This window comes from Bacillus paralicheniformis (assembly GCF_002993925.1).
GTDB lineage: Bacteria > Bacillota > Bacilli > Bacillales > Bacillaceae > Bacillus > Bacillus paralicheniformis.
The window spans coordinates 853,455-875,660 of the sequence record NZ_CP023665.1 but is presented as its reverse complement, the minus strand read 5'-3'; the positions used below and the strand labels follow the sequence as shown (position 1 = coordinate 875,660).

Annotated in this window: 21 protein-coding genes; 5 read left to right on the top strand and 16 right to left on the bottom strand. The window is 48.0% G+C overall.

Translation table 11 applies throughout. From position 1 onward, the window contains the following. Positions 1-100: 100 nt before the first annotated feature. Positions 101-895 (bottom strand): MBL fold metallo-hydrolase, encoded by a 795-nt coding sequence (locus tag CP943_RS04425; RefSeq protein ID WP_167511152.1) that lies wholly within the window; start codon positions 893-895, stop codon positions 101-103. A 104-nt stretch (positions 896-999) separates the two neighbouring features. On the opposite strand from CP943_RS04425, the gene CP943_RS04420 reads away from it, so the two are divergent. Then, positions 1,000-1,782, top strand: coding sequence for an MBL fold metallo-hydrolase (locus CP943_RS04420; protein ID WP_095292893.1), 783 nt, complete (start codon positions 1,000-1,002; stop codon positions 1,780-1,782). A 45-nt stretch (positions 1,783-1,827) separates the two neighbouring features. Here CP943_RS04420 and CP943_RS04415 read toward each other — a convergent pair whose 3' ends face one another. The 3 genes from CP943_RS04415 to CP943_RS04405 form a co-directional block, all read right to left on the bottom strand. After that, positions 1,828-2,406, bottom strand: coding sequence for a VanZ family protein (locus CP943_RS04415; RefSeq protein ID WP_095292895.1), 579 nt, complete (start codon positions 2,404-2,406; stop codon positions 1,828-1,830). A gap of 147 nt (positions 2,407-2,553) precedes the next feature. Beyond that, complete coding sequence (locus CP943_RS04410) at positions 2,554-3,990, bottom strand: anion permease (RefSeq protein WP_020450525.1); 1,437 nt, start codon at positions 3,988-3,990, stop codon at positions 2,554-2,556. Between the two features lie 110 nt (positions 3,991-4,100). Beyond that, positions 4,101-4,448, bottom strand: a complete 348-nt coding sequence (locus CP943_RS04405; protein WP_026578903.1) for a YflT domain-containing protein — start codon at positions 4,446-4,448, stop codon at positions 4,101-4,103. Between the two features lie 195 nt (positions 4,449-4,643). On the opposite strand from CP943_RS04405, the gene CP943_RS04400 reads away from it, so the two are divergent. Continuing rightward, a complete protein-coding gene (locus CP943_RS04400) occupies positions 4,644-5,027 on the top strand; it encodes a YfmB family protein (RefSeq protein ID WP_020450523.1) in 384 nt (127 codons plus the stop codon). A gap of 50 nt (positions 5,028-5,077) precedes the next feature. Beyond that, positions 5,078-6,106, top strand: a complete 1,029-nt coding sequence (locus CP943_RS04395) for an NADP-dependent oxidoreductase (RefSeq protein WP_105980804.1) — start codon at positions 5,078-5,080, stop codon at positions 6,104-6,106. Between the two features lie 43 nt (positions 6,107-6,149). Here CP943_RS04395 and CP943_RS04390 read toward each other — a convergent pair whose 3' ends face one another. Further along, positions 6,150-7,280: a DEAD/DEAH box helicase gene (locus CP943_RS04390; RefSeq protein WP_039073284.1), complete on the bottom strand. Its 1,131-nt coding sequence runs from the start codon at positions 7,278-7,280 to the stop codon at positions 6,150-6,152. 137 nt (positions 7,281-7,417) lie between these two features. Between CP943_RS04390 and CP943_RS04385 the strand changes: the two genes are divergently transcribed. Beyond that, on the top strand, positions 7,418-8,974 hold the full coding sequence (locus CP943_RS04385) for an ABC-F family ATP-binding cassette domain-containing protein (RefSeq protein WP_095292902.1): 1,557 nt from the start codon (positions 7,418-7,420) through the stop codon (positions 8,972-8,974). Positions 8,975-9,015: 41 nt separating this feature from the next. Here the strand turns inward: CP943_RS04385 and CP943_RS04380 are convergent, their stop codons facing one another. Further along, complete coding sequence (locus CP943_RS04380; protein WP_020450519.1) at positions 9,016-10,200, bottom strand: MFS transporter; 1,185 nt, start codon at positions 10,198-10,200, stop codon at positions 9,016-9,018. Positions 10,201-10,259: 59 nt separating this feature from the next. Further along, complete coding sequence (locus tag CP943_RS04375) at positions 10,260-10,682, bottom strand: MerR family transcriptional regulator (protein ID WP_035336978.1); 423 nt, start codon at positions 10,680-10,682, stop codon at positions 10,260-10,262. Positions 10,683-10,848: 166 nt separating this feature from the next. On the opposite strand from CP943_RS04375, the gene CP943_RS04370 reads away from it, so the two are divergent. Then, positions 10,849-11,679 (top strand): ion transporter, encoded by an 831-nt coding sequence (locus CP943_RS04370; RefSeq protein WP_035336980.1) that lies wholly within the window; start codon positions 10,849-10,851, stop codon positions 11,677-11,679. A 37-nt stretch (positions 11,680-11,716) separates the two neighbouring features. Here the strand turns inward: CP943_RS04370 and CP943_RS04365 are convergent, their stop codons facing one another. The 9 genes from CP943_RS04365 to CP943_RS04325 all read right to left on the bottom strand — a co-directional run bounded on the left by CP943_RS04365 (position 11,717) and on the right by CP943_RS04325 (position 22,116). Beyond that, positions 11,717-12,913: a cytochrome P450 gene (locus tag CP943_RS04365; RefSeq protein ID WP_105980803.1), complete on the bottom strand. Its 1,197-nt coding sequence runs from the start codon at positions 12,911-12,913 to the stop codon at positions 11,717-11,719. A 17-nt stretch (positions 12,914-12,930) separates the two neighbouring features. Beyond that, positions 12,931-13,932: a biotin synthase BioB gene (bioB, locus tag CP943_RS04360; RefSeq protein WP_105980802.1), complete on the bottom strand. Its 1,002-nt coding sequence runs from the start codon at positions 13,930-13,932 to the stop codon at positions 12,931-12,933. Then, the gene (gene bioD, locus CP943_RS04355; protein ID WP_105980801.1) at positions 13,929-14,636 is read right to left on the bottom strand and encodes a dethiobiotin synthase; all 708 of its coding nucleotides are present in this window, start codon (positions 14,634-14,636) and stop codon (positions 13,929-13,931) included. Before bioD ends, bioB begins: the two co-directional genes overlap by 4 nt. Then, positions 14,633-15,784: an 8-amino-7-oxononanoate synthase gene (gene bioF, locus CP943_RS04350; RefSeq protein WP_095292912.1), complete on the bottom strand. Its 1,152-nt coding sequence runs from the start codon at positions 15,782-15,784 to the stop codon at positions 14,633-14,635. The genes bioD and bioF overlap by 4 nt, the downstream gene beginning before the upstream one ends. Then, positions 15,774-17,120: an adenosylmethionine--8-amino-7-oxononanoate transaminase gene (bioA, locus tag CP943_RS04345; RefSeq protein WP_095292914.1), complete on the bottom strand. Its 1,347-nt coding sequence runs from the start codon at positions 17,118-17,120 to the stop codon at positions 15,774-15,776. Before bioA ends, bioF begins: the two co-directional genes overlap by 11 nt. Further along, a complete protein-coding gene (bioW, locus tag CP943_RS04340) occupies positions 17,117-17,887 on the bottom strand; it encodes a 6-carboxyhexanoate--CoA ligase (RefSeq protein WP_105980800.1) in 771 nt (256 codons plus the stop codon). Before bioW ends, bioA begins: the two co-directional genes overlap by 4 nt. 181 nt (positions 17,888-18,068) lie before the next feature. Further along, on the bottom strand, positions 18,069-19,271 hold the full coding sequence (locus CP943_RS04335; RefSeq protein WP_105980799.1) for a GTP-binding protein: 1,203 nt from the start codon (positions 19,269-19,271) through the stop codon (positions 18,069-18,071). A gap of 65 nt (positions 19,272-19,336) precedes the next feature. Beyond that, complete coding sequence (locus CP943_RS04330; protein WP_105980798.1) at positions 19,337-21,010, bottom strand: nucleoside recognition domain-containing protein; 1,674 nt, start codon at positions 21,008-21,010, stop codon at positions 19,337-19,339. Continuing rightward, positions 21,004-22,116: an NAD(P)/FAD-dependent oxidoreductase gene (locus CP943_RS04325; protein WP_020450508.1), complete on the bottom strand. Its 1,113-nt coding sequence runs from the start codon at positions 22,114-22,116 to the stop codon at positions 21,004-21,006. The genes CP943_RS04330 and CP943_RS04325 overlap by 7 nt, the downstream gene beginning before the upstream one ends. Positions 22,117-22,206 lie beyond the last annotated feature (90 nt).

Sequence of the window (22,206 nt, the reverse complement as noted above, 5' to 3'; positions counted from 1 at the left end):
ATAGAACGATGGATGGCCATCATCACATGTAAATGGTTAGTTTTTCCCTATAAAAAAACATTCAGCCTGGCTGAATGTTTTAAGGGCAGCATATGGCATTTTACGAATCAGAAGCGGGAAGGCGGCCTGACAGATCAAGGAGCTCTTTGGAAAAATCGCTTCCTTTCATCGGTACACCGTGTCCCGTCAACAATGCAGCCGGTTTTAATTCCGACAGCTTCCGAACCGAGTCTGCCGCTTTTGTCCAGTCCATTGTGAAATAAGCCGGGGGTCCGTTCAGCTCCTGCTTTTGAATCGCCACTTCAAACAGAGATTCCTGCTCTACAGTTGTAACGGCGTCGCCTGCGATCAAGGTTCTGTCCGACTGCCGGAAAAGCGAAACATGACCCGGTGTATGTCCCGGCGTCTCAATCCATTTCCACCCTTTAAGAAACGGAAGCGAACCATCTTCAGAAAGCTGCTTTACATGGGACGAAATGTTGATTGAGTGCCTCGGAAACAACGGAGACATCTTTGCAACCAGCCCGCTTTTTACTTGCGGTTTGGCAGGCGGATAATCGGCTTTTCCCGTTAAATAAGGCATTTCTTTTTCATGGGCGTAAACTGGAACCGGCCATGTTTCGAGAAGACCTTCCAAAGCGCCGACATGGTCGAAATGTCCGTGCGTCAAAACGATTGCTTTTAGGCTAAAATCGCCGAACCGCTCCTTTGCCTCTCTTAAAATAAATGGAGCGGACTTGGGCATTCCGGCATCGATTAAAACGGCTTCCCGCGAATCGGGATCGAAAATAAAATACACATTGACGATTTGCACCGTCAAACCGAATACGCCTTCGGCATACTCTTCCAGGACCCCGCTGTTGATGGATGTCAAAGGCATGTAAGGATCACTCATTATGTTCACCACACTCACTTATCATATATTTTATTACTTTGCACATTTGACTTGAGGATATGCATGGATAAGCATCTTTGAAAAAATGAAGGAGGGACAAACCAATGGGAGATGGTCAATGGTTTACTGTAACAGAGCTTGATGAATCCACATATGCGATCAGCGAATACGGGCATTGGGAAAATGTGCACTCTTACTTGCTGATTGGGGCGAAGGAAGCCGTTTTAATTGATACAGGTCTTGGTATCGGCAGCATGAAGACGGTAACGGATAGTCTGACCGATCTGCCGGTCAGCGTCATCACAACCCATGTCCATTGGGATCACATCGGAAGCCACGGTGAATATCAGCGCATTTACGTTCATGAAGCCGAGAAAGACTGGCTGACGGACGGAATCAAAGGGCTTCCGATCGAGCACATTCGCCGCGATGTCTCTCGAGATATCACTAAACCTGTACCGGCCGGCTTTTCCGCTGAAACATACACCCCGTTCAGAGGTGAACCGTCGGGAACGCTGCAAGACGGCGACACAGTCGGCTGCGATTCAAGGCCGCTCGTTATTTATCATACGCCCGGACACTCCCCGGGGCATATCTGTATCTTTGATCCGGCGTCAGGCTACTTGTTTACCGGCGACCTGCTGTATACCGGAGCCCCCATCTATGCATTCTACCCGACGACTGATCCGGCCCAATTGATTCAGTCACTTGAAAAAATCTCGGCTATCGGGCGCGTGAAAAAGGTTTTCGGCGGGCATCATCAGCTCGGTCTTAACCCTGACATTTTGCAGGAAGCCGGGCATGCGGCACTGCACTTAAAGAAACACGGGCTGGCAAAACACGGCACAGGCACGCACCGATTCAAGAGCCTTAGTTTTCAGTTTTAACTAAAAAAGATGATTGCCCTGGCGGGAACCATCTTTCGCACTTCTTCAAAAATGCAGATCTTTTCGGCGGTAACCTGATCCTTTAGCTCCGAACATGAAAGACGTCAGGCAGAAACCGATTACACCGCCGGCCGTATTTAAAATTAAATCATCCACATTAAAGGTTCTCGCCATTATGAATCCAGTCACAGATAGCACAAGCTGGAGACTCTCAATCAAAAAGCTTGTCAAAAAAACAAAAACCGCCGCTTTTTTCAGCGGAATTTTCCTCCATAGAACGGAAAGATACACACCTAAAGGAATGAGCAATAAAACATTAAAAAATGTAAGCTTGACAGAATTCCAAAAAAACCAATCGAACCCGCTCTGCTGATGCATTTGCACCCATTCAGCGACAAAATAAAACGGAATGAGCTGAATGTTCATTTGAGCGTATGCCGGCTGCGGCGGAATGTTGATTCCGCCTATCGTATAGTGATAAACGACGCTCAAATAAACAATAAAACTGGCAAACACCATTTTTCTAAAAAAACTTGTTTTTTTTCGGTTTTTCACAATGTCGTACAAAAAGTAGACGATTGCGCACATGAAACCGAGCAGCATTAAATCAACTGACCAAAACATTAATATCCCCCTTACGTCACCATCGTTCAGTGCATACCAGTTATAACTGACTGAAATGCACACTTTTTCGACCATAAATTGTGGAATTTCAAATCAACTGCTTCAAAATAAACATAAAAAAGGACAGGATCTCTCCTGCCCTTCATTTTACCATATACCCAACAATTTCCACCATAGCCCTCCGACAACAAGCCATGTCACAATATGAACAATCGACAGGATAAAGCCGATTGACCACCATTTGCTTTGTGGAATATAGCCGGCCCCGAAAAAGACGGGTGCCGCTCCAGCTCCGTAGTGTGTCGTCGAAGCAAAAAGGTTGCTGAAAAACGCAAGGCTTAATGCTGCGAGGAGCGGCGGAGCGCCTGCAGCGATAATCACGGCGAGAAAGGCCGAATACATCGCGCTGATATGAGCGGTTGCACTCGCAAAGAAATAATGCGAATAATAGTAAACCGCAATTAAAATGAGAAATGCGCTGACCCAGGAGAATCCTGAAACATACGATTTCATCGCATCGCTGAACCAGCCGACCATGCCGAGTTCATTCAAAAAGCTCGCCAGCATGACGAGCGCGGCAAACCATGTCAGCGTATCCCATGCGCCTTGCTCTTTCTTAATATCGTCCCACGTCAGAACCTGTGTCAAAAGCAGGACGGCTAAACCGATCAATGCCGTTGTCGTTGCGTCAATTTTCAGGTTTCCGCCGAAAATCCATAAAAAAAGGACGAGCAAAAAGACCGCGACCATCGAGAGTTCCGATTTTTTGAACGGGCCCATTTCTTTCAGCTTCTCTGTTGCGATTTTCGCCGCATCAGGTGTTTCTTTCACCTCAGGCGGATACAGTTTATAAATGACAAGCGGGGTGATGATCAAGCTGACAAGTCCCGGGACGATGGCCGCCACAGCCCAGCTTGTCCAGGTCAGATTCACACCTGCCACATCATGGGCAAGTTTGGCAATCAGCGGGTTTGCCGCCATAGCCGTTAAGAACATCGCTGAAGTGATCAAGTTCCCCTGAAAGCCCACCTTCAGCAAGAAAGCGCCAATGCGCCGTTCCGTGCCGTCCTTGGGCGTTGACTGAAAAGTTTCGGATAACGAACGGATAATCGGAAAAATAATTCCCCCGGCCCGTGCGGTATTACTCGGGATCGCCGGCGACAAAATCAAATCGCTGACAAGAAGTGAATACGAGAGTCCGAGTGTTTTTTTGCCAAACATCCGCACAAATAAATAGGCGATTCGCGCACCTAAACCGGTTTTAATGAATCCCCGTGAAATAAAAAAGGCAATGACGATCAGCCAAATCGTCTTGTTTCCAAAGCCGCTGAGCGTTTCTTCAATCGACAGCGTTCCGGTCAGCGCCGTGACCGCCAATGCGAATACGGCGATTGCCCCCATCGGCAGCGGTTTTGAAATAAAGCCGATAATCGTTGCCACAAAGATTGCAAATAAGTGCCATGCTTTCGGGTCCAATCCGGCGGGCGACGGAATAAACCAAATTACCGCTCCGACTAAAATCGTGACCGTAAGAGGAATGATGTTCAATGCCGATTTTTGTTCTGCATCTTTTTCTTTAGCCAAAACCTTTTCCTCCTATTCATATCGTTTTCGTTTATTATTCTACTCCTTTCCTGCTATCATTCAAATTTTATTTTATTAAAAAAACTGCCGACCTTGTCGGCAGTCTCAATTTATACCCAAGATTTCACTTTTTCATGATCCGTGACAAAGAGGAGGACTTTTCCTTCATCAAGCTGCTTCTCGAATTGTTCTGCTTCCTGTTTTGAAAAGCCGATCTCATGAATTTTATTGCGGAGTTCGTCCCCTTTTTTGTTGAAGATATTACCCACGGCATTTTTAAGGCCTGTCTCTTCGGCTCCGATCGTATTGGCATCCGCGTTGTCCGCAAGTCTTTCAGTACGGTCGTCATCATGTGACAGAACGTAAATATCTTCTCTTGCAACTCCGATTTCCCTGAGTTCCTCAACATCCTTCATCAGTTTTTCATCATTAGTATATTGTCTTACTACTGGTTTCATATGAATCTCCTCCCTTTTTTCATGTTGTATTTAACACTTACCCTTTGTTTACGCGGCTAAACGGATGAATGCTCTGTCATGACATTTTCATTTCAATGTTACAATTGTTATAAATTTTCAGACAAAACGTTTGAAAGGATTGCCAATTCAGGTACATTACAAATAGACAAGGCTTTGAGATGGGGTGATTGAAGCGTGTATTATTTTTCACCGGAACAGCAATATAACGCATGGATCATTAGCGATTTGGTCAAGCAGATTTTTTCAAGGGAAGGTCATCAAGAAGTTGATACTCATCGATTTGAATCTTTTGCCGCCAGACGATTCGGCATCAATATCGATTACGTCTTTTCAATCATCATGAACATCGGCGATCCGGAAGAAAGGAGAACGGCAAGCAGCACCGAAGACCTCCTCTCTTCATATCTCCTGTCATTGCTTCCTTTTATCACAAAAGACATGTTTCAATTTTCGAGAGAAAATGCCAATCAATATCTTTTAAATGAAAGAAATGCTGATGTTTTTCATCTTTTTCTGCCCGATTCTGTGCTGAAAAAAACCTTTCATGCAACCCGCTGATCTTTTGCTAAACCTCTTTTTTACGTGGTAAGTTATAAGTAAAAGGAGGAATCATTATGTCGCAAAAACAAATTGAACTCGCAAGACGTCCGCAGGGCATACCTGTTATGGGCGATTTTCGCATAAAAGAAACGGAAATTCCGGAAGCAAAAAACGGTGAAGTGCTTGTAAAAACGCTTTATGTCTCAGTGGACCCTTATATGAGGGGAAGAATGCAGGACACGAAATCCTATGTCGAGCCATTTCCGCTTGATAAAGTAATCACCGGAGGCGTGATCGGCGAAGTGATATCTGCAAAAGGAGACAAGCTCAAAAAAGGGGACATTGTTTTGGGCCGCTTGGGCTGGCAGGAGTATTCAGCGGTTCGCGAAGACAATCTGCAGAAAATCGATCCGTCCCTCGCGCCTGTTACCGCTTTTCTTGGGATTCTCGGCATGACCGGTTTGACGGCTTATTTCGGACTTTTGGACATCGGACAGCCAAAAGCCGGTGAAACGGTTGTTGTCTCCGGTGCCGCCGGAGCAGTCGGCTCCGCCGTCGGACAAATTGCCAAAATCAAAGGGGCGAGAGTCGTCGGTATTGCAGGCTCTGACGAAAAAACGGCATACTTAAAAGAAAAGCTCGGTTTTGATGAAGCAATCAATTATAAAACAACGGAAAATATGGCCTCAGCGCTTGAACAAGCTTGTCCGGACGGTGTCGATGTTTACTTTGACAACGTCGGAGGCACGATTTCAGATGCTGTCTTCCCCCTGCTCAATAAGTTTGCACGAATTCCGGTTTGCGGGGCGATTTCTTCTTATAACGTCAAAAGCGCAGAAGATGATATGGGGCCGCGTGTACAAACAGCCTTAATTAAAACAAGCGCCCTGATGAAAGGATTTGTCGTCAACGATTACAGGGACCGCTTTCCTGAAGGAACCAAACAGCTCGCCGAATGGGTAAAAAGCGGGCAGCTTCAATATGAGGAAACGATAACAGAAGGTTTCGAGCGGATACCTGAGGCATTTTTAGGCTTGTTTGAAGGAAAAAACCTCGGCAAACAGCTGATCAAAGTCGCCGATTCCGACAATGCCTGAGCATTCATATAAAAAAGAGGCCTGCCGGCAGCAGGCCTCTTTCTTATCTTTCAATAATCCGTCCTCTTTCATACACGATCCGCTGAAGCGGGATTTCAAGCTTCTTCGCCAGCTTTTTCAGCCTTTCCTCTTCAATGCGGTTGACAAGGCTGATCACGGTTCCTTCATTCCCCGCTCTTCCCGTCCTTCCCGATCGGTGGATATAGCCTTCAATGTTTGGCAAATCGGCGTGGATGACATAAGGGAGATCTTCGATGTCGATTCCGCGCGCTGCGATATCGGTCGCGAGAAGCAGTGTGAATTCGCCTGCTTCAAATGCCTGCAATATTTTGGCGCGCTCGATTTTTTTCGCCTCGCTGTGAAGAACGCCGATGTCGACATGATGAAATTTGAGCTTTTCGGCATACACGTTTAAGTTGCCGATGTCTTTGACAAAGACGAGCGCCTGCATACCTGGAAGCCGCGAGAATTTTTGCAGGATCTTCACCTTATCCCGCTGGTCGCATACGAGAAATTGGTGTTTGATTTTTGCAGATTCTTCTTTCGACCTCTTGATCCTGAGAACTTCCGCTTCTGTCGTCATGCTGCGGAGCTCGCGTTCGGCGTCGTCTTTTAAAGTCGCCGAAAAACAGAGGAGCTGCCTGTCGCGGAGCGTCGATTTGATGATGCTTTGTATCGTCCCGCGATGCTCCGGCGTAAGCAGATGATCGGTTTCGTCAAGGACGATCGTCTTCACTTCATGCATTTTCAGTTTTTTCATTTTAATCAGCTCAAATACGCGTCCAGGTGTGCCCGCAATGATGTGCGGGTGTTTTTTCAGCTTTTCCTGCTGCTTTTTAACATTGGCGCCGCCGATCAGGGAAGCGGCTCTGATATCCGAGCCTTTTTTCCATTCGACGATCACATCAAAAATCTGCATGACAAGCTCGCGGGACGGAGCCAAAATCACAGCTTGCACGTTCTTTTGATCCGCCTCCAGCTTTTCCAGAATCGGCAGGACGTAAGCGAGCGTTTTGCCCGTTCCAGTCGGCGACTCGGCGATCACGTCACGCCCGTCCAAAATCAGATCGACTGCATTTTTTTGGACACTCGTCGGCTCTTGAAAGCCCGATGCCTTCCAGTTTTCTTGAATAAACGGTTTTGCTTTATTTAAAAATGGCCATCTTTCTGTCATGTTTTTCTCCTTTTATCAGGTTGATTCTGCTCCTAGTATCTCAAAACAAAAGCGGCTGCGCAATTTTTCTTTTATTGTTCCCTCTGAGTTCGATATAATCTTATAGAATACAGATTATATTTTTTGAGGTGCAAAACATGAGTTTACTTACAGTCACAAAGCTGAGCCACGGTTTTGGCGACCGGGCGATCTTTCATGATATATCCTTTCGCTTGCTGAAAGGCGAACATGTCGGTCTCATCGGAGCAAACGGCGAGGGAAAATCGACCTTCATGAATATCATTACAGGCAAACTTGAGCCTGACGAAGGAAAAGTGGAATGGTCCAAAAAGGTCCGGGTCGGCTATCTGGACCAGCATACATCACTTGAGCGCGGACAAACAATCCGCGACGTGCTGAGAAACGCTTTCCATTATTTATTTGCGATGGAAGAAGAAATGAATGCCATCTACACAAAAATGGGCGAGGCTGACCCCGATGAGCTTGAAAAGCTTCTCGAAGAAGTCGGAACGATCCAGGACGCCCTGACCAACAACGACTTTTACGCGATTGACGCAAAAGTCGAAGAAATCGCCCGCGGCCTCGGGCTTAACGATCTCGGCCTTGACAGGGATGTCGCGGATTTGAGCGGCGGCCAGCGGACAAAGGTGCTGCTTGCTAAACTGCTCTTGGAAAAGCCCGACATCCTGCTGCTCGATGAGCCGACAAACTACCTGGACGAACAGCATATCGAATGGCTGAAACGCTATTTGCAGGAGTACGAGAACGCCTTTATTTTGATTTCTCACGACATTCCGTTTTTAAACAGCGTCATTAATTTGATCTACCATGTGGAAAACCAGGAGCTGACCCGCTATGTCGGCGACTACAACCAATTCCGCGAAGTATACGAAGTGAAAAAACAGCAGCTTGAAGCAGCCTACAAGAAACAGCAGCAGGAGATTTCGGAGCTGAAAGATTTCGTCGCCCGCAACAAAGCGCGCGTCAGCACAAGAAATATGGCGATGTCCCGGCAAAAAAAGCTCGATAAAATGGATATGATCGAGCTCCCTTCGGAAAAACCGAAGCCTGAATTTCATTTTAAACAAGCAAGAACATCCGGAAAGCTGATTTTTGAAACGAAAGAGCTCGTCATCGGCTATGATGAGCCGCTGTCCCGTCCGCTGAACTTGAGAATGGAGCGGGGCCAAAAGATCGCTCTGTACGGAGCCAACGGCATCGGAAAAACGACATTGCTGAAAAGCCTTCTGGGTGAAATTTCACCGCTGTCGGGAGAAGTCGAACGCGGCGAACTCCTTCATATCGGCTATTTCGAGCAGGAAGTCAAAGAGACCAACAACAACACATGCATAGAAGAAGTGTGGAACGACTTTCCGTCCTTTACACAGTACGAAATCCGCGCGGCTCTGGCGAAGTGCGGACTGACGACAAAGCATATCGAAAGCAGGGTATCCGTATTAAGCGGCGGGGAAAAAGCAAAAGTCAGACTATGCAAGCTTATCAATTCGGAAACGAACCTGCTTGTACTCGATGAACCGACAAACCACCTTGATGTTGAAGCAAAAGAAGAATTAAAAAGAGCTTTGAAAGAATATAAAGGCTCCGTCCTGCTCATCTCTCACGAACCTGAATTCTATATGGACATCGCGACAGAAACATGGAATTGCGAGTCATGGACAACGAAAGTTTTATAAAAAAAAAGCTTGTTTCCTTTTAGGGAAACAAGCTTTTTTCATTAATGACCGGCTTTGATGCCTGCCAAATAACGGCGGCCTCCAGTCAAAACGGCCATGCCGGCAAGCACGGCGATGCATCCTGCAAAATAGGGAGTATGCGCAGTAAAATGATCGGCTAACACACCGGCGATCCAAGGCGCAATGGCCCCGCCGATGAACCGGATGGAGCTGTAGGCAGATGAAGCGACAGACCGTTCGACAGGCGCAGCTTCCATCACCGCTGTTGTCAAAATCGTATTGATCATGCCCAGAATCCCTCCGGCTATGATGATCGCCCCGATGACGAGCGCCATGTGCTCCGTCCAAATCCCGATCGCGAGCAAATCAGCTGCAAACAGCATAAACAGAAAGATCAGTGAGCGGACGGTTCCAAAGATCCGCTGTACGGCCGGAGCGATGAAAACGGAAGTGATCGCAAGAAACAGCCCCCAGCCGAAAAAGACGTAGCCGAGGCCCCGTTCATTTAAGTCAAGAACAAACGGCGAATATGCAAGCAGGGTGAAGAAACCGAAGTTATATAAGAATGCGGCGCCTGAAAGCGTCAATAGCCCTTTATAACGAAGCGCTTTGATCGGCGCGCTGACAGAAATTTTCTTCCGCGGCTTTTGGACAGGCGGCAAAAGAAAAAAGATGGCCAAAAGAGCGGCCGCCATTAAAACCGATACGCCGAAAAACGGCGCTCTCCACGATATTGTGCCAAGCTCTCCACCGGCAAGCGGTCCAACCGAAATGCCCAATCCCAAAGCCGCCTCATACAAAATAATGGCTTTTGCGCTTCCGCCAGATGCCACGCTGACAATGACGGCAAGCGCAGTTGAGATAAACATGGCGTTTCCGAGTCCCCAGCCGCCGCGAAAGCCGACGAGCTGAGAAATGGAATGCGAAAGCCCGCCCAAGCCTGCAAAAACGATGATCAGGATCAAGCCGCTGATTAACGTCAGCTTTGCCCCAATCCGGCTCGATACGGCGCCTGATAAAAGCATGGCGAAACCTGTGACTAGCAGATAGCTTGTAAATAAAAGCGAAACTTGGCTGGGGGAAGCATGCAGCTGCCGCGCAATCGCCGGCAGAATCGGATCGACAAGCCCGATCCCCATAAACGAGATCACGCAAGCAAAGGCCACGGCCCAGACCGCTTTTGGCTGTTTAAACATACTTGAGTTCTCAGGTGGTTGTTCATTCATGATCTATCAAACCTTTCTTTGCAAATAAAGAAACGCTATAAAAATAGCGTTTTTCTTGTTTAATCAATTGATTCAAGCGCATTCTCGGCTTTTGCCTGCATAGCCTCCAAGCGCTTCTTGAATGATTGAAATTTTTCAATCTTTTCATCAATCATTCTCATCTGTTCATTCAGCATCCTCTGAATGTCTTCGAGCTTTTCTTTTCGTTCCCGTTTGTCCAGCGATAAAAGGTATCCTTCTTTATTCATCTCCAAGTGCTTGCCCGTTTCCATGAACTGCTGGAGCTCCTGCAGCGAGAATCCCAGCACTTCCTTCGCGCTGATCACTCTTTCAAGCTCTTCAAGATCGTCTTCAGAGTAAAGACGGACACCGCCTTCCGTCCGCTTCGGTGAAGAAAGCAGACCGATTTCTTCGTAAAAGCGGATCGTTCTTTTCGTCAGGCCGCTTCGCTTGGCCATTTGATCAATCTTCATCCACTCCACGTCCATATCCCCCCGAGATTTTTCTTCTTTTCTATTATACTACTATTATACTTTTACGTAAACGTTAAGTTTTTTTCGATACAAAAAAAAGAACTGACTTGACATCATCCTGCTGCTGTAACGTATCATAGAAATGGACAACTAAACAGGAGGACAAATAATCAGAGTGAACACTCATCAAAATCGATTTTCAGTTCAAAGTAAAGTTTCGGCATTGATTGAAAGCCGGCTGTTTCAGTCATTCATAACGACGGTCATTGTGTTGAATGCCATCTCGATCGGTTTGGAAACTTACGCTTTCTTTAAACCTTATCAAAAAGTATTTTTTATTGTGGATTGTTTGTTTTTAACGATATTTGTCATCGAACTATCTCTTAAACTATTCGTTCAAAAACAGCACTTTTTTAAAAACAACTGGAACGTTTTTGACTTCGTAATCGTCGCCGGCAGTTTGATTCTTTACAATACGAATTTCGTCAGCGTTCTCCGTATCTTCCGGGTGCTGCGGGTGCTGCGGACGATCACTTCCGTTCCCTCATTAAGACGGATCGTCAATGCGCTGTTTATGGCGATTCCGACTATCAGCAGCGTCATTATTCTGATGAGCATCATTTTTTATGTGTACGCCGTCATCGGTACGATGTTCTTTTCTGCTATCGCGCCGGAATACTTCGGCAACCTGCAGCTCAGCCTTCTGACACTGTTCCAAACCTTTACGCTCGAATCGTGGGCAAGCGGCATATTCAGGCCGATTTTTGCCGAGAGCGGCTGGTCATGGCTCTATTTCGTTTCATTTATCATCATTGCGACTTTCATTATGATCAACTTGATCGTCGGGGAAATCGTGAATAATGCACAAAAAATTTCTCAGGAAATAGAAGATGAGACAGGCGAGCTGAAAGAGGATACAAAAGAAATCAAAGAACTGCGCGCGGAGGTTAAAGAATTAAAAACGCTTCTGGAAACCTATATCACGCAAAATGAAAAGAAAGATTAAAAAGGGCCGGCACCTGTAAGCCAGCCCTTTTTTGTCTTTAATTGAGGATGACAGGCAGCTCGGCCAGCGATCTAAAGCCGATTAACCTGCGAAATGGAATGTCTGTTGAAGCAAGCTTCAACTTAGGCAGCCGCTCCAACAATGCGGGAATGGCAATTTGCGCTTCGAGCCGCGCCAATGCCGAGCCTAAACATACGTGTGCACCGGCTCCAAAGGCAAGGTGCGGATTCGGTTTTCTCGTGATGTCAAATACATGCGGATTTTGAAATATCTTCGGATCGCGGTTGGCGGCGCCTAAAAGGATGTATATGCGCTCTCCTTTTTCGATGATCTTCCCGTTGATTTCACAGTCCTCTGACGCGGTGCGCGCTGTCAGCTGTGTCGGACTTTCATAGCGCAGGCATTCTTCAACGGCTGACTCAATCAGCAGCGGATTTTCTTTCAGCGCGCTGAGCTGGCCGGGATGGTTCATGAGCAAAAACAATCCGTTCGTCAAAAGGTTGACCGTCGTCTCGTGCCCGGCAATCACAAGCAGAATGCACGTCGCAAGCACTTCATCTTCGGCGAGCTGCTCATGACCGGCGAATGTGCTGATCAGGTCTTGAGAAGGATGAGCTTTTCGCTTTTCAATCAAATCTTTAAAATACGCCGTCAGCTTGGCAACGGTATCCCCGCCTTTTGCCAGCACCTTTCGTGTGCGGGTCAAATCGATCGTTCGAATGAGATCCGCCGTCCATTGCCTGAATTGATATCTCTCCTCTGCGGGGACGCCGAGCATGTCGGCAATGATAAGGCTTGCCAAAGGAAAGGCGAATTCGGATACCATGTCCGCCGTCTTCTTGTTTTCAAGCTGATCGAGCAATTCATGGACGATTTCTTCTATAACAGGACGGAAAGATGCCGTCTTCTGCGGCATGAATTCTTTGCCGACAATCGTCCGCATCCGCTTATGGCCGGACTCATTTTGAAACAGCATCATATTCCGCTGCAATTCGTGAAGTTGTTCATATTTTGTAGAGGCTTCAGGGAGAGGAACGCGGTTTTTAAATGCCGCGTCCCTCAAAATCGCCGCCGCTTCTTCATATCCGGTGACATACCATCCCGGATGCTTTAAAACGGTTCCTTTATATACAGGATGAACGGACCGCAGTTTATCGTAAAACAGATATGGATCTCTCCAAAAATCCGAATCCGATTTCAGACGCGGCCCTGCCTCGTGCAGTTCTGTCGTCATGCTATATCTCCCCCGTGTTACCGCTGTAAACTGGCTTTCATTTCTTCCACCGATTCGACTTCAAATCCTAAATCATGGAGCATCTTATGGTCCTCTGTTTCATTCTGCCCTGCCGTTGTTAAATAGTCTCCGACGAAGATCGAATTGGCGGCATACAGCCCCAGCGGCTGCAAGGAGCGGAGGTTGACTTCGCGCCCCCCTGAAATACGGATTTCCTTTGTCGGGTTGATAAAGCGGAACAAAGCCAAAACCTTTAAACAATAAAGCGGATTTAATTCATTGACCCCTTCCAGCGGAGTTCCATCGATCGAATGCAAAAAATTAACCGGAATTGAGTCTGCATCAAGCGCCTTTAAGCTATTCGCCATATCGACGACATCCTGCTTCGTCTCTTTCATCCCGACAATGACGCCCGAGCATGGGGACATTCCGGATTTTTTGGCTGTTTCCACAGTGTTTACTCTGTCATCATACGTGTGGGACGTCGTAATGTTTGAATGATTGCTTTTTGATGTATTGATGTTGTGATTGTACCGGTCCACTCCGGCTTCCTTCAGCCGCTCGGCCTGTTCGGGCTTTAGCAGTCCGAGGCATGCACAGACTTTTAAGCCGTACGTTTCTTTAATTTCTTTAACGGCGCCGACCACTTGATCGACATCTCTGTTGGACGGGCCTCTGCCGCTCGCCACGATGCAATACGTTCCGATATTTAAATCGTGCGCACGCTTTGCACCTTCAAGCAGGGTCGTTTTGTCGACCATCCTGTAGCTGTCGATCGGCGCTTTTGATATCGAAGACTGCGAGCAGTAGCCGCAGTTTTCCGGACAAAGTCCGGATTTTGCATTCATAATCATATTGAGCTTTACTTTTTTTCCAAAGTAGCGTTTTCTGATTTGAAATGCAGCATGCATAAGCAGGAGAACGTCGTCATCCGAGCATTCCAAGATGGAAAGCGCCTCTTTTTCAGTTACTTCTCCGCCATCCAGCACCCGTTCTGCAAGTTCCATCCACTGATTCATGTTTCTGCCCCCATTTGCATTTGATTCATAATCAAGGAAACATCGACATGCTCCTTGATCATGTGGTGAATTTGTGTTGGTGAAACGTCTTCAAGCTTCGGCGTAACGCCGAGGAGCGGCACACCGCAAAATCTTTCAATCATGTCCGGATTCGTCTGTTCGTCAAGTCCGGGCCGGCTGCTGATGCCGTTGATCACGATGCCGATCACGCGTATCCCCATTTGTTTCGCGTATTGGACGGTTAAATACGTATGGTTGATCGTTCCAAGATTGGGACGGGCCACAATGACAGCCGGCAAATCGAGCGCTTTGATCAAGTCGCTGACGAAATAATCCTCTCCGAGCGGCACCGCAATCCCGCCTGCCCCTTCAACAATGAAGCAATCGTGCCGATCCTTAATCTTTTTCCAATGGTTCACGGCATCTTCCAGCCCGACGGTCCTCCCTTCGAGCTTCCCTGCTGTGTAAGGTGCAAGCGGCTCTTTAAACACGAAAGGTGTGATCTCCTCATCAGCGAGAGATGTTTCAGAGCTGTTCTTCAAAAGTGCTGTATCACTCTGCGGATCGCTGCTAAGCTCTCCACTCAAAAACGGCTTGAACACGCCGACATCAACATGCTGCTCTTTCAACAAAGCGGCAAGGCCGCAAGCGATAAACGTCTTCCCTACTCCCGTATCAGTTCCCGTTATAAAAAAACCCTTCATTTCACCAAGTTCAACTCTCTTCCCACTAATTTAAACCCCTCTAATAGAGCTTCAATATCTCTTAACTTGCGATCTGCGGTGACGGTCAGCCTGATCCGGCTCTCTCCTTCCGCAACAGTCGGCGGGCGGATGGCCGGGGCCTCAATCCCTTTCTCCTTGAGGCCGTTTGCAAATCGAACGGCTTTTTGAGGGTCTCCGATCATAACGGGTATGATCGGCGTATCTTCTCCCTTGACCGTAAACCCGATATCCTCGAGACCCCGTTTGATCGTGGTCACCGATGATTGCAAAAGCCGGCGTTTATTCCGGCTGTCTTTAATGATGTCTAAAGCTCTGCATGCCGCCGCACAGCTTGCGGGCGGGACAGCCGTTTGAAAGATAAACGTTCTCGCATGATTCAGCAAAAAATCGATCAATGCTTTAGAGCCCGCGACGAAGCCGCCTTCCGCGCCTACAGCTTTACTTAACGTGCCGATCACAACATCTGGGGAGACGCCGAAATACTCGCCCGTTCCCCTGCCGGCATCTCCCAAAACCCCTGTTGCGTGGGCATCATCAACGACAACAAAGGCCCGGTACCGCTTGGCAAGGAGCATGATTTCGTCAAGCGGCGCAATTGTGCCGTCCATGCTGAACACGCCGTCTGTCACAATAAAGCGGCGAGCACGGCTCTGTGCGGTGCGGAGTTTTTCTTCAAGATCATTCATATCCGTGTGGCGGTAAACAACCGTATCAGCTTTTGAAAGGCGGCAGCCGTCGATGATGCTCGCATGGTTCAATTGATCGCTCAATATGACGTCTCCTTTTTCAGGCAAAGACGAAAGCACGCCGATATTGGCCAAATATCCGCTTGAAAACAAGAGAGCGGCTTCTGTCTGCTTAAAACCGGCGATTTTCCGCTCAAGTTTTTCATGCCATTCGGTATTGCCGGACGTCAGCCTTGACCCTGTGCTCCCGGCTCCAAAGCGGCGAAGCGCCGTTTCTGCGGCGTGAACCAGCCGTTTGTCGTTCGCCAGGCTCAAATAATCGTTTGACGCCCAATTCGTACGTTTCGCTTCCGCGACAGCTTGAGGCGGTTTAAGCGAGCGGTAAAGCCCGGCTGCCTTCGTCCTAGCGAGCCGACTGCTGAGCCATTCGTCAATGTGCACAGCCTGTAACCTCTTGAATCGCTTCTTTCATAATGGACACCATGGCGCGCAGGTCATCGGCGGTGCTGGCGAGCGGAGGAAGAAATGCGATAACATCCCCGAGCGGCCTCGTCAGCATGCCAAGCTCCCTCATTTTCAAAGACACCCGGTATCCGATTCGCTCTTCAGGCGGATAAGGCTGCCTCGTTTCTTTCGACTGAACGAGTTCGATCCCGCTCATTAAACCGAGCTGGCGGATGTCGCCGACATGAGGGAGCGCTGCCAGATCATGAAAAAGCGATTCCACTATTTTCGACTTTTCCGCAACTTGAGCGACGATTTTTTCCGATTCGAACAGGCGCAAATTTTCCAGCGCAACGGCGCAGCCAAGCTGGTTCCCCGTGTACGAATGGCCGTGGAAAAACGTTTTCAGTTTGTCATAGTCATCATAAAATGCCTGATAAATTTCCTCTGTCGCAAACGTTACGGCGATCGGCAAATAGCCTCCGGTAATGGCCTTACCAGCCGCCATCAAGTCAGGCTGAACACATTCATGCTCACAGGCAAACATTTTCCCGGTTCGGCCGAATCCTGTCGCCACTTCATCGACAATCATTAAAACATCATATTTCGTACAAAGCTCCCGGACGCCTGCCAAATATCCTTCAGGCATCACGATCATCCCCGATGCCCCTTGGACCATCGATTCGACCGACAGCGCGGCGATCTCACCGTGCCGCTCGCTCAGGAGCCGTTCGAGTTCTGCGAGGCATTCATCGCGGCACTCGTCCGGGTTGCCGCTTTTCGAGCGGTATACGTAAGGAACATTTACCTTAAAGCTTTCAAACATAAGCGGCCCGTATACATGGTGGAAGAGCTCGATCGCACCGACGCTGACAGCGCCGATCGTATCGCCGTGATAGCCGTTTTTCATCGAAATGAATTTTTGTTTCTCCGGCTTGCCGATGTTTTTCCAATATTGAAAGGCCATTTTCAGCGCGATTTCCATTGCTGCAGCGCCGCTGTCCGAATAAAAAACACGCGTCAGCTTTTCCGGCGTGATCTTGATTAACACCTCGGCAAGCTCTGTCGCCGGAACATTTGTCATCCCCAGCAATGTCGAATGAGCGATTTTGCCGAGCTGTTTATTGATGGCTTCATCCAGTTCCTTCTTGCGATGGCCGTGGACATTGAGCCATACTGAAGAAAATCCGTCATAGTACTCCCTGCCGTCGATATCTTTCAGTTTGATGCCCTCCCCGCTTTCGATGATCAGCGGGTTTTCGTCATAGTCTTTCATTTGGGTAAAAGGCAGCCAAAGATATTTTTTGCTTTTTTCAACGAATGATTGATTCATGTTTTACCTCCCGACCGAATGAATACAGGCTGTTTTTCCAAGCCGTCTATACAGCTCTTGATATCTGTTAATCCATCAACAAAAAAAATCCGGCAGCCGCTCTCGTCTCCATGCTCTTTCATCCTTGTTATCCGCTGATAACCCAGCTTTTTAGCGGCAACATAGCCCGTTATGTAATCAGGGTCATCTGACCAGCATAATTCGGCGACGACAGCCGGATGCTCACATACCTTAGAAGCGATGGCAAGCGCCTCTTTCAACCGCGGATTCGGCGGCATTCCGCACAAAGCCGCCCACATTTGAAAATCGGCTTTCGGCCAATCGAGCCGTGAGACGCGCACTCCTTTTTGTTTTCTTCCGTCAATCCTCCGGCCTGAATGAATGTCAAACAAAACGGCGCCCCTTACGTCCGAGTATTCGGCAATGCCTTGAAACGCTTTGTCTACCGCGTTTTTCGGTACGCCGGCGCGGCTGATCAGCTCACGGGCAAGCGCTTGTCCTTCTTCCGCTGATTTTGTTTCATTCGTTTCAATGCGCAGAGGCTGGACAAACTTTATCGGTTCATTTACAAGATCGAAGCGAATTTGCATAAAGTCCGGCTTGCCCCGCGAATGAGACAATGCTTTTTCCAATAAATCGCTGACGGCATCCTTTACACCGATGAAAGGCGCAAGCCGCTCTCCTCCGGATATGTGTTTTCCCCCCTCTTCATGGGGACCGTTCTCGGAGGCTCTCATTCTCACACTGTAATACGCTTCTCCCTTCATGCTTTCATCCCCCCTCTAAACACCGTACTCATATGTTAACCTATAAATAATTTAAGTTAACATTACAATAAAATATTAGTATTCCTTTCCTGATATGTCAACATGGTGTACAAAACACCGGTTTGTTTGAAATAAAAAAAGACAAAAGAGATATCTCTTTTGTCTTAATGTGGAAATTCATTTATCTAGCTCTTTCAATCTGCCAATCGAACGGGTCAGATAAAAGCGACCAGTCGTCCGCCATCTCCGAATCTGTCAAAAGGCATCGATCCGCTTCGGCGGTAATTTCTGACGGGGACAGATCCAATCCGATAAAGACGAGCTTTGTGTGGCGGTCTCCGAATTCTTCATTCCATTCTTTTAATAGCTCTGGATTCTGTCTGAGGATTTGCTCCTGTTCCGCCTTGGACAGCGCGGCCACCCAATAAGAGATCGGTTCCAGCGACACGGATGGCCCTGCCTGCGACATCAAAAGGGCAAGGCTGTTGCGCGTCGCACACCAGGCGATTCCTTTCGCCCTGACGACGTTTTCCGGCAGCGAATGAATCCAGTTATAAAACCGCTCGGTATGAAAAGGACGGCGCGCTTCGTATACAAACGAAGATATTCCGTATTCTTCAGTCTCAGGCGTATGCTGGTGGTGTCCTTCGTTTAATTCCCTGATCCAGCCTGCTGAGCCGCTTGCTTCGTCAAAATTGAAAAGACCGGTGTTTAAGATGACCTTCGGATCGACCTCTCCTTTGACCGCTCTGATGATGTTTGCTTTAGGCTGCAACGTTTTCAGCACTTTCTCAAGCTTTTCCAGATCTTCCTCGGAGACAAGGTCGCATTTATTCAAAATCAGCACATCGCAAAACTCGATTTGATCGATGAGCAGATCGGCGATATCACGTTCATCCTCTTCACCGACAGCCTCTTTCCGGTCCAGCAGGCTGTCCCCCGACTGAAAATCGTGCCAAAAACGATTGGCGTCGACCACCGTGACCATTGTGTCCAAACGGCAGAACCGCGTCAAATCAATACCCAATTCTTCGTCGATGTAAGAGAACGTCTGAGCGACCGGGATCGGTTCGCTGATACCGGTCGATTCGATCACGATATAATCGATATTTCCTTGCTTCGCCAGTTTTTCGACTTCAACCAGCAAGTCCTCTCTGAGTGTGCAGCAAATGCAGCCGTTTGACATTTCGACCAGCTTTTCATCCGTCCTCGACAGGCCACCGCCTTGCTTGACAAGCCCGGCATCAATGTTGACTTCGCTCATGTCATTAACGATAACGGCGACTTTCAGCCCTTGGCGGTTTTGCAATATGTGATTCAGCAGCGTCGTTTTACCCGCCCCCAGGTATCCGCTTAACACTGTTACAGGAATCTTGTTACTCATTTTTTCATTCTCCTTTCTCTTATCAAATCGTAATGATTACGATTTGTATTTTATTTCACCACAATTTATTTAAAAATGCAAAGTGTCAGCTTCCAGATGATCATGATGATCAAAACTGACACGACTGAAGTGGCCATCTGTTTTCCCATAATGGCTGCCGCCGTTTTCATCCCCAGTTCCTTGGCAATTGTCCAAACCGTCACCATGCATGGAGTAAAGGTTGATGCCAAGTAAATGAGCAGAAAGAGCGTTGCCCCCGGCAGCACATCAAGAAGCGCTCCATTCCCTTCATTGAACAAGAGAATGCCGTCTTTCCTGATCAGAGAAAAAACAAGGCCCGGCGCCGCATCTTCCGGAGCACCGAACAGGCTTAAAACAGGCGAGACAAGCAATGTCACAAGACGGATGACACCGAGTTCATTCAATACTGTCGCCGCCAGGCAAATGATGAGAAAGATCGGCATCGCCTGAAAGATAAATTGCTGGAGCACTTCTTTTACTCGAAAGACGATCCCTTTCCAGGACGGCATCTGTAAAAACGTTTGCCGGCGCTCGAAGTAAGCGGCCCATTTCTGATCGATGCGATACCATATCCGGTTATGAGCGGCTGCTGCGGCAACAAGAACAGCGAGGTAAGGGATAAACAGCCACTCCCTTCCCGCAGCATGAAAAATCGACAGCGTCGCGCCGATTTGGTAGCTGCACGCTGATCCGAAAGAAATAAATGATACACAGCGCTTTCTCGTACACATGCTGCACGACCGCGTCTGCTGAACGGCAACGACATTGCAGCCAAATCCGGTCAAAAGCGGAACTAAATCGCGGCCGTTCAGACCGATCTTCCGCATCAGCGGGTCCAGTGAATCGACGATCCGGTCCTTTAAACCCGAATCATCTGCTGCCGCATTTGCTATAGACATAAACAAAACGACAGGAAACGCCCAAACAAACGAGTAAATGCCAAGGGATAACAGGCCATAATTCCCCGCCAATGCCGCGCTCAGCCATGACGGCAAGCCTCCGACCGCATTTTGGAGAGGTTCAACCGCCCATTCGTCCGCGTATTGCTGCATCCACTCTGATGTATGATAAGCCAATACGATCGGCACCATAAATAACAAACATAAAAGTGCAGTACTCACAACAGGCCCAACTACGGGACGATGAAACACAAACTGCTGAACAGCCACACTTTCAAGTTTAATCTGTTTCATCCGTTTCCGTTTCAGCGGATGAAATTCAGCCTCTTTTCTTAAAAAAGCGATGATATGCTCTTTTTTATCGTCTGTCACAGTTCTCGTATCAACCAACAGGACCGGGAGACTGTGCTTGGCCACTTGCTCAGAAAGCGTCCGGCGCATGGCGTCCGTCATTTTATCCTGAAACGTAACGATAAAGCAGACGCGCCTGGCATCCGGCGGAATCAGGTCCAAGACCGCGTTCAGCTCTTCTGAAAAATGGGTGCCGCGCAAGACGGCAACCACCTCATCGGCCTTTTCGATCTCTTTTTTCAGCGCTCTTTTCGACACGCTGTCATCCTCCCGAATGCCCGGTGTATCAATGGCTTGCCAGCCCGGAAGGCTTTTGATCTCCCGTTCAGCCGCAAATATCGTCGATCCTTTCACATTGGCTGCTTCGCCTGCTCTCTGATCTGTGATCGCGGAAAAAAGCGTTGTTTTTCCGACCGATTCGAGTCCGATAAAGAGCATGCGCTGCCGCCGCGTTGGCTCTTTCAGCATTCACACTGCACCTCACAGCAGCTCAAATCCGTGAGAAACATTTGATTTTCCCTGTATTCTGTCAGCACCTTTTCATCAATCGAAAACTTTCGTTTTTCCAACAAATGCTCGGCGATGACGGCGAATCGCTGCCTGAATTTATAAATGAAACAAAAGACGGCGTTTTGGTGCTGAACGCTCGGCCCGATTAAATAAAGACCGTCCGTCACGGTCGACATATCTTCATTCGTTAAAAGCGGTTTGCCGTTCTCTCCCCATTCAAACAAATGCTCGATTTGTTTTGCCCCGGAATGAAAGCCTGTCGCGATAATCGGCCGTGTTTCCGAGCGTATTTTCCTCCCGTCTGACAAATATAAATCATAGGCTGGTCCATTTTTCGCCAGTTTTTCTACCAGGGCTTTTTCCAAAAACTGAACCTTCCCTTTTTCATATGCATCTTCAAGACGCTCCCATGTATAAGGTGAAAGCGACCGGCTTGGATCGGCTTCAGCGTTTTCGCTGAGCGAATTCGGCATCACAACCGTCACATCGCTGCCATAGGACGCCAGTGTAACCGCCGCATCCATTGCGCTTTCATAGCCGCCTACCACGTAATAATGGGCCTTTTCAAATTGGCTCCATCTGGCGACCTTGCTGTTGTGGATGCCAATCTCTGCACCATGAAACGAATATTTCGGAAATTGGAATTCACCGGCTCCCCAAATAACGTCTTTGGCCTTCATCATGCCTTTATTAGTTTCAACTGAAAAACCGCCGTCGTCTTTATAAACGTTGCGAACCGATGTGCCTTCTTGAATTGGAAGCTGAAAATGATCGGCCAAAAGCGCCAAATAATCTCCATACTCCTGCCCGCTCAAGTGCTCGCGGTGAAAAGTAAAGGCAGGGGATGTTCCCGGAGCAACAGCATTTAAATCCAAAGCCCCGAACCCCTGTCCGGTAAAGGACGGTGTTATCAGTTTCATTTCTTCAGGCCAGCTTCGAAATGAAGCTCCTGCACGGTCTTTTTCCAAAATCGCAAACGATTGAAAACCGAGTTTTTTCAGAACGATTCCCATTCCAATACCTGCGGGTCCCGCTCCAACAATGACGATTTCGCTATGCTGCAAAACAACCACTCCCTAAACGAAATCATTTCGATTTAATTTGCATGCTTTAGACATGACCACTTGATTTTATCACAGCATTCCCTCAAAATA